Raw genomic sequence first — 14,953 nt, forward strand, 5'->3', positions numbered from 1 at the left:
AAAAAACACACATAATGAACTGCAATTCGGCCAAAATTGCTCAACAAGGTAGGGGCGTATTGTTTAATCTGCGGTACATAATTATGTAATCTTCTCTGACAACATTGAGTGACGCCCATTTAAACGTCCAAGAAGGCCGAGCATGACGAAATGGATACGCAACATCTGGGAAGAGGTCGCGCGACCGTTATTCCGGCGCCCGAACCGGGTGCAGGTTGCGGCGCTATGCACGCGGGGCACAGAGTCTGGCGATGATGTATTACTGATCACCAGCCGCGGAACCGGACGTTGGATTATTCCAAAAGGCTGGCCCATTGATGGCCTTAACGGCCCCGAGACTGCGTTGCAGGAAGCATGGGAGGAAGCTGGGGTTCAGGCGACGGATGTACCGAAGGAACCGATCGGCCAATACTCTTATGACAAGACATTGAACGACGGCACGGCGCAGCATGTGGTCACCAGCGTATATCGTGTTCAGGTGACGAATCTGGCCGACGACTATCCTGAGGCCAATCAGCGCGAACGCTGCTGGGTTTCGCCCAAAGTGGCGGCTGGACGGGTGCAGGAGCCTGAATTGCGCGAACTGCTGCTGCAAATGTAACAATTACGTATATTTCTCATGACAAAGGTTGCCGCTATCGACGGAACAGGGTAGCGGCGGGCGTCAAATCGAACGGCCTGTGAAAACCGATGTCTGATCTACCACCCAAAGCTCGCTGGCACGCGCTCGACAGCGACCTCCACCGCATTTCTCGTCTTGAGTATGCCAATGCACATGTGGCGCGCCCGCTGCTGGCGCCCGGTATCGCGCTCGTCTTTATCGCTCTGGCAGGTTTGGCCGCCGCAGTTATGTTTGGTCGCGCCGATGGCGGATTAATCGTTGTCGCCGCTGCAGCCTTCGGGGCCTATATGGCGATCAACATCGGTGCCAACGACGTCGCCAACAATATGGGACCGGCGGTTGGTGCAAATGCACTGACAATGGGTGGCGCGATTCTGATCGCCGCAATTGCCGAAAGTGCTGGCGCACTGCTCGCGGGTGGAGACGTGGTTTCGACCATCTCCAAAGGGATCATCGATCCAATGTCGGTGCAAAACAGTGATGTCTTCATTTGGGCGATGATGGCTGCACTGATATCTTCCGCGTTGTGGGTAAACTTAGCCACCTGGGTGGGCGCGCCTGTTTCAACCACGCATTCGGTCGTAGGGGGCGTTATGGGCGCCGGCATCGCTGCTGCCGGGCTTGGTGCCGTAAGCTGGGGCACGATGAGCGCAATTGCCGCGAGCTGGGTTATCTCACCCGTGTTGGGTGGCGTGATCGCTGCGGGATTTCTGGCGCTGATCAAACACAAGATTCAGTACCAGGACGATAAAATCGCAGCCGCACGTCGCTGGGTTCCCATTCTGGTCGCCTTGATGGCCGGGGCTTTTGCCACCTACCTTTCGGTCAAGGGCCTGAAACGCATCGTCAAAATCGATATTGAGTTCGCCCTGCTGATCGGGCTGGCCTCGGGCGGATTGATCTGGGCCGCGACCGTGCCTTGGGTGCGACGGAAATCCGAAGGCCTTGAGAACAGAACCCGGTCGCTGAAAACGCTGTTTGGTTTGCCACTGGTGATTTCCGCAGGGTTTTTGAGCTTCGCCCATGGCGCAAACGATGTGGCCAATGCGGTGGGTCCGCTGGCCGCGATCGTCCATACTGCCGAATTCGGAGATTTTGCATCAAAAGTGTCAATCCCGACATGGGTCATGGTAATCGGAGCCTTTGGCATCTCTTTCGGTTTGTTCCTGTTTGGGCCCAAGCTGATCCGCATGGTAGGCAGCCAGATCACCAAATTGAACCCCATGCGCGCGTTCTGTGTTGCGCTTTCAGCAGCGATTACAGTTATCGTAGCCAGTTGGCTGGGCTTACCCGTCAGCTCAACCCATATCGCAGTTGGGGCCGTGTTTGGCGTGGGGTTCTATCGAGAATGGCATGCAGAACGGCGCTGGAAATATTCGAACCTTCAACGACCCGCTGAACTGCGTCTTGCACGGGAAGAGCGTCGGCGGCGCAAGTTGGTACGGCGATCCCATTTTATGACGATCGTAGCAGCGTGGGTAATCACAGTTCCCGCAGCCGCAGCCCTGTCGGCAGTTATCTTCTGGCTGCTGACCGCATTTGGTTGATCGGGGGTATTACCTGATCGACCGCAAGTGGCCCGCGCGGTGCTTGATGAATAAGGCCGCAGATGTGGCTGTTGATCGGAGTTGGGATCGCGTGAATTTGCCCGAGCTTGATGATTTCGCCTTGCAGACTGTCGATTTCGGTCGGGCGACCCTCCATCAGATCGTAGGCCATCGAGGTACGCGCGTTAGGGTCGATGGTAAGCATCTTTGCTGCAATCCGCGAAAAGATTGGTGTTGGCAACCGCAGTAGATGCGGGGTCGTCCATGCTGGCAGTGGCGTCGTTGAGGCGACTTCGATTCCCGCGGCTTTCAAAACGCGCAAAGCCTCGGCCATTTGATCGGCCATCAAGCAACGCCAGCTTCGATCAAGCAGTTGGTTTTGCAGGGTCAGACCTGATAACGCGTTCAGTGCATTGTTGAGATTGATCACCAGTTTGCCCCATTGCACCGCCTCGATCCGGTCGCTTTCGGTGACGGGCAAATCCGGGGTACTGAGATGCAGCGCGAGATCACCCGGACCTTGTTCGATGACGATGTCGCCTGAAGTGGCGCGATGATAGGACGCAGTATTGGTTGGCACCACATTGAAGGGCACCATTCCGGCCCGCACGTCGCGGCCGTCAAGGACCGCGCGTAGTGCGCGGGTGTTTTCCAGGCCGTTTTGCCAGGACACAATCGGGGCATTCGCCGGCGCGTGCGCCGCAATCAACGCTGCCATCTCGGCTGTTGCGCCAGATTTAACCGTGACGATGACCAATTCAGCGCCCTCTAAGCAGGCGGGATCTTCGCTGAGCGTCAATTTCGCGGTGGGCACATGGCAGTCCAGATCTGCGAAATCGGTGACGGTCAGTCCCTGTTCGCGGATCGGTTGCAGCACGCGGGCGCGGCCCAGCAGCGTGACCGCGTGGCCCGCATCTGCCAACAATGCACCGCAATAACAGCCTATGCTGCCTGCGCCCGCGATGACGATTCTCATTGAACTCCTCCGCTGTGGCCCAATGATCACCGGGATGGTTCAGCTGCGCCAGAGTGACGTCAAGTCATACACGCGCCAACCGTGGCCGGGTACGTTCAAGCTCGTCTGGGATGGTAATGAATTCCTGATCGTCCCCGGGCGGAAGATGGAACGCACCGTTGGCCCAGTCGGCGGTGTTCCATTCGCGCGTAGCGGTTTCGATCTTTTCCTTTGAGGACGAGACGAAATTCCACCAGATGTAGCGATCCTCGCTCAGGGTTGCGCCGCCCAGCAGCATCAATCGCGCACCCAAAGGCCCCGCCCTGATCGAGAGCTTGTCACCGGGCCGAAACACCATCATACGCCCTTCGTCAAAGGTATCACCGGCTACCTCGACCGAGCCTTGCGTGACATAAACACCCCGATCCTCGTGATCGTCAGGCAATGGAAAAGATGCGCCGGGGTCCAGTTGCACGTCGACATAGAAGGTCTCGGACAACATGGTCACCGGGCTGGTTTCACCAAAGGCGGCGCCAAGGATCAGGCGGGCGCTGACACCCTTGTCTTCGATATGGGGCAGCGCGCCCTGCTTGTGATGCTCGAAGTCAGGGGCCATGTCCTCATAGGCTTCTGGCAGCGCGAGCCAGGTCTGGATGCCGAACAGGTTGTGACGTTTGCCGCGCGTTTCTGCGCTCGTGCGTTCGGAATGTGTTACACCACGGCCCGCGACCATCCAGTTGACCTCACCGGGGTGAATCATCTGGTGAGTACCGAGGCTGTCACGATGTTCGAACTCTCCCTGATACAGATAGGTTACGGTGCCCAGCCCGATATGAGGATGCGGCCGCACATCAATGCCACTGTCGGTAATGAATTCGGCAGGGCCAATCTGATCAAAGAAGATGAATGGGCCAACGAGCTGACGCTTGACCGAGGGCAGCGCGCGACGCACCTCGAACCCGCCCAGATCTCGCGCACGTGGGATGATCAAGGTTTCGAGAGCATCTTTTTCGGAGGCGCATTCGGGATTATGGGTGGGGTTCCAACTCATTCCAGATCTCCATTTTTTCAGTTCCATAAGACGCGTTCATGTTTGCCAATCTGAATGTATTGGGAAAACATCGCAAGAAAAGTGCATTTTCGCACAATGATCGTGAAGTCCTTGGAACGACTTGCGGATACTCACCAAGGCGTGGAACGGAGCACCTGATACTCACCTTCGCCGACTCTCGGAATCATGAACAATCGTGCTATCCTTAGAAATCGGGTGTCGCCGGATCAGGGAAGCCGGTCCAAGATGAGGTTCAGCCGACAGGAGTGGATGCAATGACCCGACTCGAAATCAATCGCCGCAAGTTTATTGCGACAGGGGTTGGCACAATTGTAGCCGGTTTGACCGGCGTCATCACACCTGCGCACGCCTCTGGTCTTGCGCCGACACCGTCGATGCGGGGCGGGTCGAACAACTATCGACCCGGCGCGCCGATCGTGGAGCGCATCGGCGGTGGCGGGTTTTGGATGACCGGCACCGTGCGGCGTGCGGGTGACGGAGCCCCCCTGCCCGGTCAACGCATCCAGATCTGGGCCCATACAACCGAAGGGCATGAACGCGATCAGCGCAGCCATGGGGCGACACTCACCGATGCGAACGGAGAGTTCCGGTTGGAAATGCCTCAGATTGTGCCCGCCTTTGGTCAACCACACGGGCATTTGGCCTATGACAGCGGTGAATTTGAGACGGTATTCCTGCGCCCAGTGATGTCGAGCGCGAAGGACAAGACCCTTGCCGCACATTTTGTCTTGCAGCCTGTCTGACGGGTGTTAAGGCAAGCTGCGATCTGGGCGGCATTGGTTGCCACACTTCTTATACCGGTCATAGCAGCGGCTTTCAGCCCGTATCTGGCGTGGCGTGAGCCGATTTACATCCTCGCCGGTTTTGCGGGCATCATCGGGATGTGCCTTCTTCTCCTGCAACCCTTGTTGGCCGGGCGTTGGTTGCCCGGGCTTTCTCCGGTTAACAGTCGCCATTGGCACAGGCGGTGTGGCTTGGCCCTTGTCGTAAGCATTGTGATCCATGTGATCGGCTTGTGGATCACAAGCCCGCCTGACGTCGTGGACGCATTGCTTTTTGTGTCTGCAACACCTTTTTCGACATGGGGAGTCACCGCCATGTGGGCGGGTTTTGCGGCAGCGGCAATGGGGGTTTTACGGCAACGCCTAAGCTTGCGGTTTCGGGTCTGGCGCCTGGGCCATGCAGGGTTGGCCATAGTGACCATTCTGGGTAGCGTCATTCACGCACTGCTGATTGAGGGCACGATGGAGATCATGACCAAGTTCGCATTGTGCGTTCTGGTGGTTCTGGCGTGCCTCACAACGCTTGTCAGATTGCGGGTTTGGGATGTGAAACAGCGCGGCTAGACGCCGCATGCGCGTTCCGGGGATGCGTCAGACTGATAGGCGCTTGGCATATGTGGCGCGGTTCAATTCGACATCCTGCACGGTGATGCTGCCGACCGTGGGCGCAGCCTCGGCCAGAACATTCATGATGATGGCATTCAACTCGGCTCGCGTCGCCTCATCCCGGCCTTGCATCAGCAAAAGCGTGGCATGGACGAAAGTCTGCGGTTCGGTTCCGATGCGAGAAAACGGAACCGGAGTGGCGCGGATTTTGAGCGTTGGCGGGTCAAACTCTTCATGCCCGGCGAGAACCGAGTAAAGCTGCTCGCAGATGGCTTGAAAATCATGAGACTGTTCAAGACCAGCAGAGAATTCAAGTGTGACGTGTGGCATGAGAAGCTCCGAGAATTAAGAGAGCCATGTGGCTCTCTCGGTACTTGCTTGCGAACCTCAGACGCCCAGGCACCAGCGCATGACCGCCTTTTGCGCATGCAGACGGTTCTCGGCCTCATCGAAGATCACCGAGTTTGGGCCGTCCATGACCTCGGACGTGGCCTCTTCCTCGCGGTGGGCGGGCAGACAGTGCATAAACAGCGCGTCGGGTTTGGCATGCGCCATCAGCTCGGCGTTGACCTGATAAGGGCGTAGCATGTTGTGGCGGCGCTCCTTGGCGGACTGGCTGTCGTGCATCGACACCCAGGTATCGGCGACCACCAGATCGGCGCCCTCAACCGCTTTGTGCGGGTCCCGTTCGATCACGACCTTCGAGCCCTGCTGGCGGGCGAGCCCCATGAACTCTTCTTCCGGGTCTAGCTGGGCCGGGCCGGTGAAGGTGAAATCAAACCCGAATTGACCGGCAGCATGCAGGAAAGAGGCGCAGACATTGTTGCCATCACCGGTCCAGACGACCTTTTTGCCTTTGATCGGACCGCGATGTTCCTCGAACGTCAGTACGTCAGCCATGATCTGGCACGGATGGGTGCGGTCGGTCAGGCCGTTGATGACGGGCACGTCCGAATATTCCGCCATCTCGGTCAGGATGGTTTCATCGAAGGTCCGGATCATGATCATGTCGACATAGCGCGACAACACGCGGGCCGTATCGGCGATGGTTTCGCCGTGACCCAGCTGCATGTCCTTGCCCGACAGCACCATGGTCTGCCCGCCCATCTGGCGCACGCCCACATCAAAGGATACGCGGGTGCGGGTTGAGGGCTTTTCGAAGATCAGAGCCACCATGCGATCCTTCAGCGGCTGCTCATCATCCGGCGCGGCTTTGGAACGGCCAAGGCGGGCCTGTTTCATGGCACCGGCCTGATTGATCATACCCCGCAAGGCGGTTGCGTCGGTTTTGTGGATATCAAGGAAGTGGTTCATTTTATTTCACTTTTCAATCAGGCACATTCAGGCCGAAGCCATTGCGTTTTCAACTTGCGCCGCAGCCTTGTCGAGGCGGATCATGGCCTGGGCGATATCATCCTCAGTCAGGGTTAGCGGGGGCAGCAGGCGGATCACATTGTCGGCAGCAGGAACGGTGATGACTTCGTTGTCATAACCTGCGTTGACCACGTCGATATTGGTCGACTTGCATTTGAGGCCAAGCATCAGTCCTGATCCACGCACCTCTTCGAACACCTCGGGGTGATCCGCGATCAGGCCTTCAAGTTTCTGACGCAGAAGGCCTGCCTTGCGGTTGACACCTTCGAGGAAAGCGGGTGTCGCGACCTGATCGATCACCGCGCAGCCCACGGCGCAGCCGAGCGGGTTACCGCCATAGGTCGAGCCGTGGGTGCCTGCGGTCATACCGCTGGCAGCCTCTTCAGTAGCGAGAACAGCACCCAGAGGGAAGCCACCGCCGATACCCTTGGCGACCATCATGATATCCGGTGTGATACCGGCCCATTCATGGGCGAAAAGCTTGCCGGTGCGGCCCACGCCACACTGAACTTCGTCGAGGATTAGCAAGAGGCCGTTGTCATCGCAAATCTGGCGCAGGGCCTTAAGCTCGGCGTCGGGGACTGGGCGAATGCCGCCTTCACCCTGAACCGGCTCGATCATGATCGCGGCAGTATTCTCGTTGATCGCATTGGTGACGCCATCGAGATCTCCGAATGTCAGGTGCACGAAGCCGGGCAGTAGCGGGCCAAAGCCTTTGGTCATCTTCTCGGACCCTGCGGCAGCGATACCTGCCGAGGAACGGCCATGGAAGGAGCCATCGAAAGTGATGATCTCGACCTTCTCGGGCTGACCTTTGTCAAAGAAATACTTGCGCGCCATTTTCACGGCCAGTTCGCAGGATTCCGTGCCGGAATTCGTAAAGAACACCGTGTCGGCAAAGGTATGTTCGACCAGCTTGTCGGCCAGCGCCTGTTGCTGCGGGATGTTGTACAGGTTCGAGACATGCCACAGCGCATGCGCCTGATCGGTGAGCGCGGCCACCAGCGCCGGATGGGCATGGCCCAGCGCGTTCACGGCGATACCGGCGCCAAGGTCCAGGAAACGTCGGCCATCCGCCTCGGTCAGCCAGGCGCCATCGCCCTTCACGAAAGTCAGGGGCGCGCGATTATAGGTCGGCAGAACGGACGGGATCATCGGATCATCCTTTTCGAATAGCTTGAGCCCTGTGAGTGATACACCGGGGCCATGGTCGTCAACTGATTTGGTGGAGTTTGCGCGGATTTGCACAGCGCAATTAGATCAAACGGGCCGGTTACGCGGTTTGGCGTCGGCGTCGGAGGCGCAGGATATGTGCGGTTTTGATCATGCGGGCCGTATAGCGGTGTGCGTTTAGTCTGAAAACCCCGTTTTTGCGAATGAAGCAAAAAATCATTCTGAGACTGGGATTTGCTGCTTGCCATTTGCCCTGCGCTAACGCACGGGTGGGCTATGACACAGATACGTCAGAATCCTGCCCTTGCGGCCCTGTTGATTCTTGTGGCCAGCGCCATACTGGCAGGCACCACATTACTAGCCAAGGCGCTGGGCACAGATGTTCTTGGGCCTGCGCTGAATCCAATGCAGATCAGCCACGGGCGGTTCTTGTTTGCATTTCTGGTGATCGTCACGACCGTTGGAATCCTGCGTCCGCGCCTCGGGCGTGTCCATTGGGGCCTGCATGTCGGGCGGACGAGTTTTGGCTGGCTTGGGATTACGTTGATGTTCGCCTCGGTTGCGTTCATCCCGATTGCGGATGCGACGGCAATATCCTTCCTGAACCCGGTCTTTGCAATGGTGCTGGCGATCCCGCTGCTTAAAGAAGGCGTCGGTCCGTGGCGCTGGATGGCAGCCATTGTAGCGCTGATCGGTGCACTGGTACTGTTGCGCCCAACACCCGCAAGTTTTCAACCCGCCGCCTTGCTAGCCCTAACCGCAGCAGCCGTGATTGGGATGGAGCTGATTTTCATCAAGAAACTCTCTGGTCGCGAATTTCCAATTCAGATCTTGCTGGTCAACAATGCGATGGGGCTGACCATTGCAACGGTCGCGGTCAGCTTTGTGTTCGAAATGCCGACCCCGCAGCAATGGGCGGCCTTGGCGGCGATCGGCGTGTTGATGGCCTGCGCTCAGGCCTGTTTCGTCAACGGAATGGCGCGGGCGGATGCGTCCTTTGTGGCGCCGATCAGCTATGCCACGCTGATATTCGCCGCGCTTTATGATTTCGCTGTGTTTCAGGTTGTCCCGGACAGCGTCAGCATGATCGGATCGGCCATCATCCTAACTGGTGGCCTAATCCTGGTCTGGCGTGAGGCGCGACAGCGTCAGGCCTTGAGCCGATAGCCTGTACGCAACATCTGCCAGGTCAACGCGCCAACCAGCACGGTCGCGCTCGTGCAAATCGACATCCCCAGCCAAGGCGAACTGTCAGAGACACCAATCATGCCATATCGCAACCCGTCGATCAGGTAGAAGATCGGGTTCACATGGCTGAGCCGGTTCAGCACCGGTGGCAGGGCCTCGACCGAATAGAAAGTGCCCGACAGGAAGGCCAGTGGCGTGACGATAAAGTTAGTAATCGCAGCCATCTGATCGAACTTATTGGCAAATATGCCGGCAAAAAGGCCCAGAGCGCCCATGAAAGCCCCGCCCAGTACCACGAAGGTCAGTGCGATCAACGCGTTTTTCGGCACGATACCCAGAACCAGCGCCATTGCAGTTGCAACGACAAGGGCGATCAGGATACCGCGAACGATGCCGCCAGCCAGATAACCCAGCAGGATTTCCAGCGGCGACAGCGGTGGCATCAGCGTATCCACGATATTGCCCTGCACCTTGGCGATCACCATCGAGGACGAAGTATTGGCAAAGGCGTTCTGGATCACCGTCATCATCATGATGCCGGGAGCTAGAAAGGTCAGGAACGGCACCCCCATCACGTCCGACCGGCTGGGGCCGATGGCTATGTTGAAGATCAGCAGGAATAAACCGGCAGTCACCAGCGGGGCCAGTAAGGTCTGCGTCCACACCGCTAAAAACCGCAGGGTTTCGCGCTGCGCCAGCGTATAGAGGCCCATCCAATTCACCGCTCCAAAGCGGTGCGCGTCCTGATCCATGAGATTCTGCATGTCTGCCCCATACCTGATTCGAAGACCGCTTGTAACTCGGGCCGCAGTGTTTAGAATAGGGGGCTGAGACGAATTCCCAAGGCGGCCCGAATCCGGGGCCGCTTTCCGCTTTTGAAAGGCAAATGATGTCCTGGACTGACGAGCGTGTAGAGCTGCTGAAAAAGATGTGGGGCGAGGGCCAGTCGGCCAGCCAGATCGCCAAGGAACTGGGCGGCGTGACCCGTAACGCGGTGATCGGCAAGGTGCACCGTCTGGGTCTGTCGAACCGCGCCACCGGTGCGAGCCCAGCCAAGGCCGAGCCCAAGGAAAAACCGGCCCCCGCGCCAAAGGCCGAGGCCAAGCCCAAACCCGCGCCCAAAACAGAACCGGCCCGCCCGGCGCCTGCCCCGGAAGCGAAACCCGCCGTCCCGGCCCGCCGCCAGATCATTCCTGCCGGTCAGCCGCTGCCACCGCAGCCCTCGGCCAACGAAATCAGTCCCGAGGCGCTGGCCAAGGTCAACGAGGTTGAGAAGAAAGCCAAAAAGCTGACCTTGATGGAGCTGACCGAGAAAACCTGCAAATGGCCCGTCGGCGACCCCGCGACCGAGGATTTCTGGTTCTGCGGCCTGCCGGTTGAGGCGGGCAAACCCTATTGCGAAGCGCATGTGGGCGTGGCGTTCCAGCCAATGAGCTCGCGTCGCGACCGTCGGCGGTAATTGCGAACACAAGAACCTAAACCATTACTAGGGAACGTGAAAAGGGCGCAGGTGTTTCGCCACGCCTCTTACCGGAAGCGCTGCATAGTCGGGAACGACACAAGACGTAACGAGCTCTTACAAAGAAAACACCCTCGCTGAAAACTGCAAGGGTGTTTTAGACTGGAGCGTCGGCTGTGCGGACTTTGCGGTCGTTTGGGACAAACCCTCAAATGGCTGCAGTGTTTGACGAAACGCGACGGGCTATGCGACCCAGGACATTAGCTGATACGCAATAAGTGCGACCAATCCAATTGAGCTAGTCCAACCTAAAAGCGAATAAAAGAACTTAAGACCATCGAGCTTTAGCATCACATAGTCTCCCAATCGCATGTTTCGCTTATGCTTCCAACGATCAAAAATCAGAGGAAAAGCCGCCGCAAGACCGTGAGCCAGCCCGGTAGGGAGTAAGAGCGACATCACTCCGGCACCAAATACACTTACGGCTACTCCTGAGACGGTCCAAGTTTTGTCGAAAGCCTGAGAAACAGCACCCAAAGTGATTGCGGCGGCAAAAACAGACACCAACATCATCAAGAATGCACCTAATCGCTGCATAGGTGTTTCAGGTGATCCCCACGCCCAAAGACACAGAACCTTTTCGAACATTGATTTTAGTAAACCTCATACTGCATCCTAGCCAACTCTTCATAGCAGCCATTCGTTCCGTTCGCAGCATTTGTGGCGAAGGGCTCGAACCTGACATTGAAGTGTCGGTGATCTTGGAACCGCTGGTATATGATTAGCCTTTCACTGCGCCGGATGCGACGGCAAATCCGGCATCGGCACCCAGCCGGGCAGTTCATCGGGTGAGACCGAGACATGCAGCTTTTCTGACCGGTCGCGCCCCACCTTCCGATGCTTGCGCAGCAGGAAGATCTTCCCCCAGCCGCGCCATGTGCCAACCGAGCGAGCGTGCGGGTCGGTGGGGAAACGGTCGCGCCAGCCTTCGGGCAGGGGCAGGCCGTGTAGCTCGGCTTTGTCCAGCATCCAGATCAGGGAGATGTTGCTGAGGGGGCGGGCCTCTTCGAACCCGTTTAGCTGGCCGCCAACATCGCCGTGGGTGCCGCGGAACCAAACCTGCTCGATATGGCCTTTGAAGTCAGGCGTGCATTTCCACAGCACCGGCTCGAACACCTCGCGGGTCTCGTCCAGCGCCATGGCGTGATAGCCGTGGCGGGTGGCAGGGCCAAGCTGGTGGTTGTGGAAGGCATGGCGTTCCTCGGCCCAGCGCCAGAGCAGCGGAAGGCGCAGGCCCAGCGCCTTGACCGTGTCCCAGACGCCGACCATCTCGATGGCGACATCCTCGTGACAGAACTCCCGACGAAAGACCGCCGCCGCTTCGCCATTGGCGTTACATTCATAGTGTCGATAGGCCTGTTTGATATTGCGGACAGTGGCGTGTTCGGCCTTGAGCAACCCGATAGCATCGATCACGCCCGCAAGGCTGCGGACCCCATATGCGCCGCGTGAATAGCCGATGAAAAAGATCTTATCACCGGGTTTGTAACGCGAAGCCAAATAACCATAGGCCCGACGAATCTGACGGTTGATACCCCGCCCCATCATCACGTCCATAGTCGACTTCCAGCTTTCCCACTGCACGCCGGATTCGTAGAAAACCGAAACCTGGCTGCCCATCTCGCAGCACAGACGCAGGGTCTGGCCGGCGTGAGTCTCATAGCCCGGTTCAAGTGTCGACATGGTGCCATCAAGGATGATGACATGGCTGATCGGTTCGCGATGGCGAGTTTCGGCCGAGTGCTCGGACCGCAAGGGCCGTCCGAGCCATCCTAGTACCTTTCTACTCAGCCGCGACAGAACCATGCGTCAACAATTCCCAAACTCTATGAGGTGTGAAAGGCATATCCGCCTGCCGCACCCCGTGATCCCAGAGCGCATCCTGAACCGCGTTTGCCACAGCGGCCAATGCGCCCACGGTGCCGGCCTCGCCACAGCCTTTCATCCCCATCGGGTTGGCGGTTGATGGAATTGGCACCGAGGTAAACTCTATCATGGGTATCCCCGCCGCACGGGGCAAGGCGTAGTCCATGAACGATGCCGTGAGCAGTTGCCCCTCGGCATCATGCACAACATGTTCATTCAGCGCCTGACCGATGCCCTGCACCACTCCTCCATGCACTTGCCCTTCGGCGAGCATCGGATTGATAAGGTTACCGAAATCATCCACGACCGTGTAGCGATCGACCCATGTTTCACCAGTGAAAGAATCAATAACAACTTCAGCAACATGTGCGCCGTTAGGATAGCTGCGCGCCTCTAACTTGGCGCGCGCCTCGTGTTGCAACAGATCGGTGCGCCCGTCTGCGCGCGCCATCTCAGCCGCCTCGGTCAGCGTGGGGGTCAGGTTGGACCCCGGCGCGCGGAAGGTTTCATGGTCGAAGGTCACATCGCTTTCCTCAACCCCCATCTTATCCGCAAGATAGGGCGTGAATGCGGCAATCATCGTATCCACCGTCACCAGTGTCGCGTTGCTTTGGGTCGTGACCGAGCGTGACCCGCCAGTCCCGCCACCTTGCGCCAGCCTGTCCGTATCGCCTTGCACAACATTGATCAGGTGCGCCGGAATGCCCGTCCGATCTGACAGGAACTCGGCATAGACTGTTTCATGCCCCTGCCCGTTGGACTGCGTGCCGACATAGAGGTTCACCGTTCCATCCTCGCAAAACTCGACCTTTGCCCCCTCGGAAGGATCCCCCAAAATACTTTCGATATAGTAACAAAGCCCCTGCCCCCGGATCAGGCCGTTTTCGGCATCCGCCGCCTTGCGGGCCTCAAAGCCGGTGGTCTGCTCGGCGGCGCGGCTGAGGACCATGTCGAACTCACCCACATCATAGGTTTCACCGGTTGCGGTCTTGTAGGGGAAAGCTTCGGGTCGGATGAAATTCTTGCGCCGCAGTTCCCACGGGTCGACGCCCAACTCACGCGCAGCACGGTCCATGGCGCGTTCCAGCACATAGATCGCCTCGGGTCGACCTGCGCCGCGGTAGGCATCAACCTGAGTGGTATTGGTGTAGAAGCCCTCGACCCGCAAATAGGTGGTTTGCACATCGTAGACGCCCATCAGAACGCGGCTGAACAATTGGGTTTGGATGGCCTGCGCGAAGTGGCTGTTATAGGCACCAAGGTTGATCTTGCTGTGGACCCGGTAAGCGGTGATTTTGTGATCCGCATCAAATGCGAGTTCCGCCAGCGAGGTCAGGTCACGGCCATGTTGATCCGACAACATCGCTTCGGACCGGTCCGACATCCAGTGCACGGGCTGGCCCAGTTTCATAGCAGCAACAGCAACGGTGAAATATTCGGGATAAGGCATCGCCTTCATACCGAATCCGCCACCGACATCGGGCGTAGTAACTCGGATCGCCTCGGGATCCATTTTCAGCTTATGTGCCAGTTGCGCTTTCATCCCCCAGACGCCCTGCCCGCCATAGGAGAAATGCAAACGGCTACCCGACCAATCGGCCTGACAGCCACGCGGTTCGATCGAGCTCACGATGACCCGGTTGTCATGCACGTTCAGCGCGACGGTGCGCGCTGCAGACTGAAAGGCCGCATTGGTCGCCTTCTCATCACCCAAGCCCCAGTCAAAGGCGCGGTTGTCGGGGGATTGTGGATGCAAAGGTTCCCCACCCGCAGCGACATCCATCTTGACCGGCAGGTCTTCGGTTTCCATCCAGATCAATTCGACTGCATCACGCGCCTGCAACAATGAGTCGGCAATGACGACCGCAACGGGTTCCCCGACGAAACGCACGCGATCCTCGGCCAACATGTTCCGCTCGGAAGCAGCGCCTTGAGTGCCGTCGCGGTTGGCGACTGTAGTCGCGTTCATCACTGTATCGATCCCGGCATCGGTCAGATCCTCGAGTGCCATGACTAGACGCACCCCATCAGCCGCACGCGCCTCTTCAAGGTCCAGCGCAGTTATCGTGGCATGCGCCACAGAGCTTCGAAAGAAAGCAGCAAACAGGGCATTCTCGGGCACCGCATCATCCATGTACCGCCCCTGCCCGGTCAGAAACCGCTGATCTTCGGTTCGTTTGACGGGCTGGCTTTTGCCGAATTTTTCCATGGGATGATCCTCTGGCTGCCTGAATGCGCGACCCTAGCGT

Annotated in this window: 15 protein-coding genes; 6 read left to right on the top strand and 9 right to left on the bottom strand. The window is 58.2% G+C overall.

The genetic code is table 11. The features are described from left to right. The first annotated feature begins 142 nt into the window (after positions 1 to 142). On the top strand, positions 143 to 601 hold the full coding sequence (locus tag ACR0DU_RS15565; RefSeq protein WP_480875774.1) for an NUDIX hydrolase: 459 nt from the start codon (positions 143 to 145) through the stop codon (positions 599 to 601). Positions 602 to 690: 89 nt separating this feature from the next. Then, positions 691 to 2,169, top strand: a complete 1,479-nt coding sequence (locus ACR0DU_RS15570) for an inorganic phosphate transporter (RefSeq protein WP_480875775.1) — start codon at positions 691 to 693, stop codon at positions 2,167 to 2,169. Here the strand turns inward: ACR0DU_RS15570 and ACR0DU_RS15575 are convergent. Both ACR0DU_RS15575 and ACR0DU_RS15580 read right to left on the bottom strand, forming a co-directional pair. Beyond that, a complete protein-coding gene (locus ACR0DU_RS15575) occupies positions 2,138 to 3,145 on the bottom strand; it encodes a 2-dehydropantoate 2-reductase (RefSeq protein ID WP_480875777.1) in 1,008 nt (335 codons plus the stop codon). The two genes, ACR0DU_RS15570 and ACR0DU_RS15575, sit on opposite strands and share 32 nt — an antisense overlap. Positions 3,146 to 3,209: 64 nt before the next feature. Then, positions 3,210 to 4,175 carry a pirin family protein gene (locus ACR0DU_RS15580; RefSeq protein ID WP_480875779.1) on the bottom strand — a complete coding sequence of 322 codons (966 nt, stop codon included), beginning with the start codon at positions 4,173 to 4,175 and terminating at the stop codon, positions 3,210 to 3,212. A 275-nt stretch (positions 4,176 to 4,450) separates the two neighbouring features. On the opposite strand from ACR0DU_RS15580, the gene ACR0DU_RS15585 reads away from it, so the two are divergent. Next, entirely contained in the window at positions 4,451 to 4,939 is a 489-nt protein-coding gene (locus tag ACR0DU_RS15585) for a peptidase associated/transthyretin-like domain-containing protein (RefSeq protein ID WP_010441717.1), read from the top strand. A 3-nt stretch (positions 4,940 to 4,942) separates the two neighbouring features. Next, a complete protein-coding gene (locus ACR0DU_RS15590) occupies positions 4,943 to 5,542 on the top strand; it encodes a ferric reductase-like transmembrane domain-containing protein (RefSeq protein ID WP_480875781.1) in 600 nt (199 codons plus the stop codon). A 27-nt stretch (positions 5,543 to 5,569) separates the two neighbouring features. Here ACR0DU_RS15590 and ACR0DU_RS15595 read toward each other — a convergent pair whose 3' ends face one another. From ACR0DU_RS15595 to ACR0DU_RS15605, 3 genes are read right to left on the bottom strand one after another with little or no spacing between them, the layout of a single operon-like run. Continuing rightward, entirely contained in the window at positions 5,570 to 5,914 is a 345-nt protein-coding gene (locus ACR0DU_RS15595; RefSeq protein ID WP_480875783.1) for a 5-carboxymethyl-2-hydroxymuconate Delta-isomerase, read from the bottom strand. Between the two features lie 57 nt (positions 5,915 to 5,971). Continuing rightward, a complete protein-coding gene (gene argF / locus ACR0DU_RS15600) occupies positions 5,972 to 6,898 on the bottom strand; it encodes an ornithine carbamoyltransferase (protein ID WP_480875785.1) in 927 nt (308 codons plus the stop codon). Positions 6,899 to 6,925: 27 nt separating this feature from the next. After that, complete coding sequence (locus tag ACR0DU_RS15605; RefSeq protein WP_480875888.1) at positions 6,926 to 8,113, bottom strand: acetylornithine transaminase; 1,188 nt, start codon at positions 8,111 to 8,113, stop codon at positions 6,926 to 6,928. 294 nt (positions 8,114 to 8,407) lie between these two features. On the opposite strand from ACR0DU_RS15605, the gene ACR0DU_RS15610 reads away from it, so the two are divergent. Beyond that, positions 8,408 to 9,298 (top strand): DMT family transporter, encoded by an 891-nt coding sequence (locus ACR0DU_RS15610; protein ID WP_480875788.1) that lies wholly within the window; start codon positions 8,408 to 8,410, stop codon positions 9,296 to 9,298. On the opposite strand, the gene ACR0DU_RS15615 is transcribed toward ACR0DU_RS15610, so the two are convergent. Then, the gene (locus ACR0DU_RS15615; protein ID WP_480875791.1) at positions 9,280 to 10,083 is read right to left on the bottom strand and encodes an ABC transporter permease; all 804 of its coding nucleotides are present in this window, start codon (positions 10,081 to 10,083) and stop codon (positions 9,280 to 9,282) included. The two genes, ACR0DU_RS15610 and ACR0DU_RS15615, sit on opposite strands and share 19 nt — an antisense overlap. A gap of 125 nt (positions 10,084 to 10,208) precedes the next feature. On the opposite strand from ACR0DU_RS15615, the gene ACR0DU_RS15620 reads away from it, so the two are divergent. After that, positions 10,209 to 10,778: a GcrA family cell cycle regulator gene (locus ACR0DU_RS15620; protein ID WP_170635441.1), complete on the top strand. Its 570-nt coding sequence runs from the start codon at positions 10,209 to 10,211 to the stop codon at positions 10,776 to 10,778. A gap of 243 nt (positions 10,779 to 11,021) precedes the next feature. On the opposite strand, the gene ACR0DU_RS15625 is transcribed toward ACR0DU_RS15620, so the two are convergent. The 3 genes from ACR0DU_RS15625 to ACR0DU_RS15635 form a co-directional block, all read right to left on the bottom strand. Then, positions 11,022 to 11,426: a hypothetical protein gene (locus ACR0DU_RS15625; protein WP_480875794.1), complete on the bottom strand. Its 405-nt coding sequence runs from the start codon at positions 11,424 to 11,426 to the stop codon at positions 11,022 to 11,024. Between the two features lie 141 nt (positions 11,427 to 11,567). After that, complete coding sequence (locus tag ACR0DU_RS15630) at positions 11,568 to 12,644, bottom strand: DUF2235 domain-containing protein (protein WP_480875796.1); 1,077 nt, start codon at positions 12,642 to 12,644, stop codon at positions 11,568 to 11,570. Continuing rightward, positions 12,622 to 14,913, bottom strand: a complete 2,292-nt coding sequence (locus tag ACR0DU_RS15635; RefSeq protein WP_480875798.1) for a xanthine dehydrogenase family protein molybdopterin-binding subunit — start codon at positions 14,911 to 14,913, stop codon at positions 12,622 to 12,624. The genes ACR0DU_RS15630 and ACR0DU_RS15635 overlap by 23 nt, the downstream gene beginning before the upstream one ends. Positions 14,914 to 14,953: the final 40 nt, after the last annotated feature.

It is taken from the genome of Ruegeria sp. G2, from assembly GCF_056533505.1.

Excerpts from the sequence above, each read along its gene's own strand:
- ACR0DU_RS15575 (WP_480875777.1), bottom strand. The coding sequence starts at position 3,145 with ATGAGAATCGTCATCGCGGGCGCAGGCAGCATAGGCTGTTATTGCGGT.
- ACR0DU_RS15635 (WP_480875798.1), bottom strand. The coding sequence starts at position 14,913 with ATGGAAAAATTCGGCAAAAGCCAGCCCGTCAAACGAACCGAAGATCAG.
- ACR0DU_RS15610 (WP_480875788.1), top strand. The coding sequence starts at position 8,408 with ATGACACAGATACGTCAGAATCCTGCCCTTGCGGCCCTGTTGATTCTT.
- ACR0DU_RS15615 (WP_480875791.1), bottom strand. The coding sequence starts at position 10,083 with ATGCAGAATCTCATGGATCAGGACGCGCACCGCTTTGGAGCGGTGAAT.
- ACR0DU_RS15620 (WP_170635441.1), top strand. The coding sequence starts at position 10,209 with ATGTCCTGGACTGACGAGCGTGTAGAGCTGCTGAAAAAGATGTGGGGC.
- ACR0DU_RS15570 (WP_480875775.1), top strand. The coding sequence starts at position 691 with ATGTCTGATCTACCACCCAAAGCTCGCTGGCACGCGCTCGACAGCGAC.
- ACR0DU_RS15630 (WP_480875796.1), bottom strand. The coding sequence starts at position 12,644 with ATGGTTCTGTCGCGGCTGAGTAGAAAGGTACTAGGATGGCTCGGACGG.
- ACR0DU_RS15585 (WP_010441717.1), top strand. The coding sequence starts at position 4,451 with ATGACCCGACTCGAAATCAATCGCCGCAAGTTTATTGCGACAGGGGTT.
- argF (WP_480875785.1), bottom strand. The coding sequence starts at position 6,898 with ATGAACCACTTCCTTGATATCCACAAAACCGACGCAACCGCCTTGCGG.
- ACR0DU_RS15595 (WP_480875783.1), bottom strand. The coding sequence starts at position 5,914 with ATGCCACACGTCACACTTGAATTCTCTGCTGGTCTTGAACAGTCTCAT.
- ACR0DU_RS15565 (WP_480875774.1), top strand. The coding sequence starts at position 143 with ATGACGAAATGGATACGCAACATCTGGGAAGAGGTCGCGCGACCGTTA.
- ACR0DU_RS15605 (WP_480875888.1), bottom strand. The coding sequence starts at position 8,113 with ATGATCCCGTCCGTTCTGCCGACCTATAATCGCGCGCCCCTGACTTTC.
- ACR0DU_RS15625 (WP_480875794.1), bottom strand. The coding sequence starts at position 11,426 with ATGTTCGAAAAGGTTCTGTGTCTTTGGGCGTGGGGATCACCTGAAACA.
- ACR0DU_RS15580 (WP_480875779.1), bottom strand. The coding sequence starts at position 4,175 with ATGAGTTGGAACCCCACCCATAATCCCGAATGCGCCTCCGAAAAAGAT.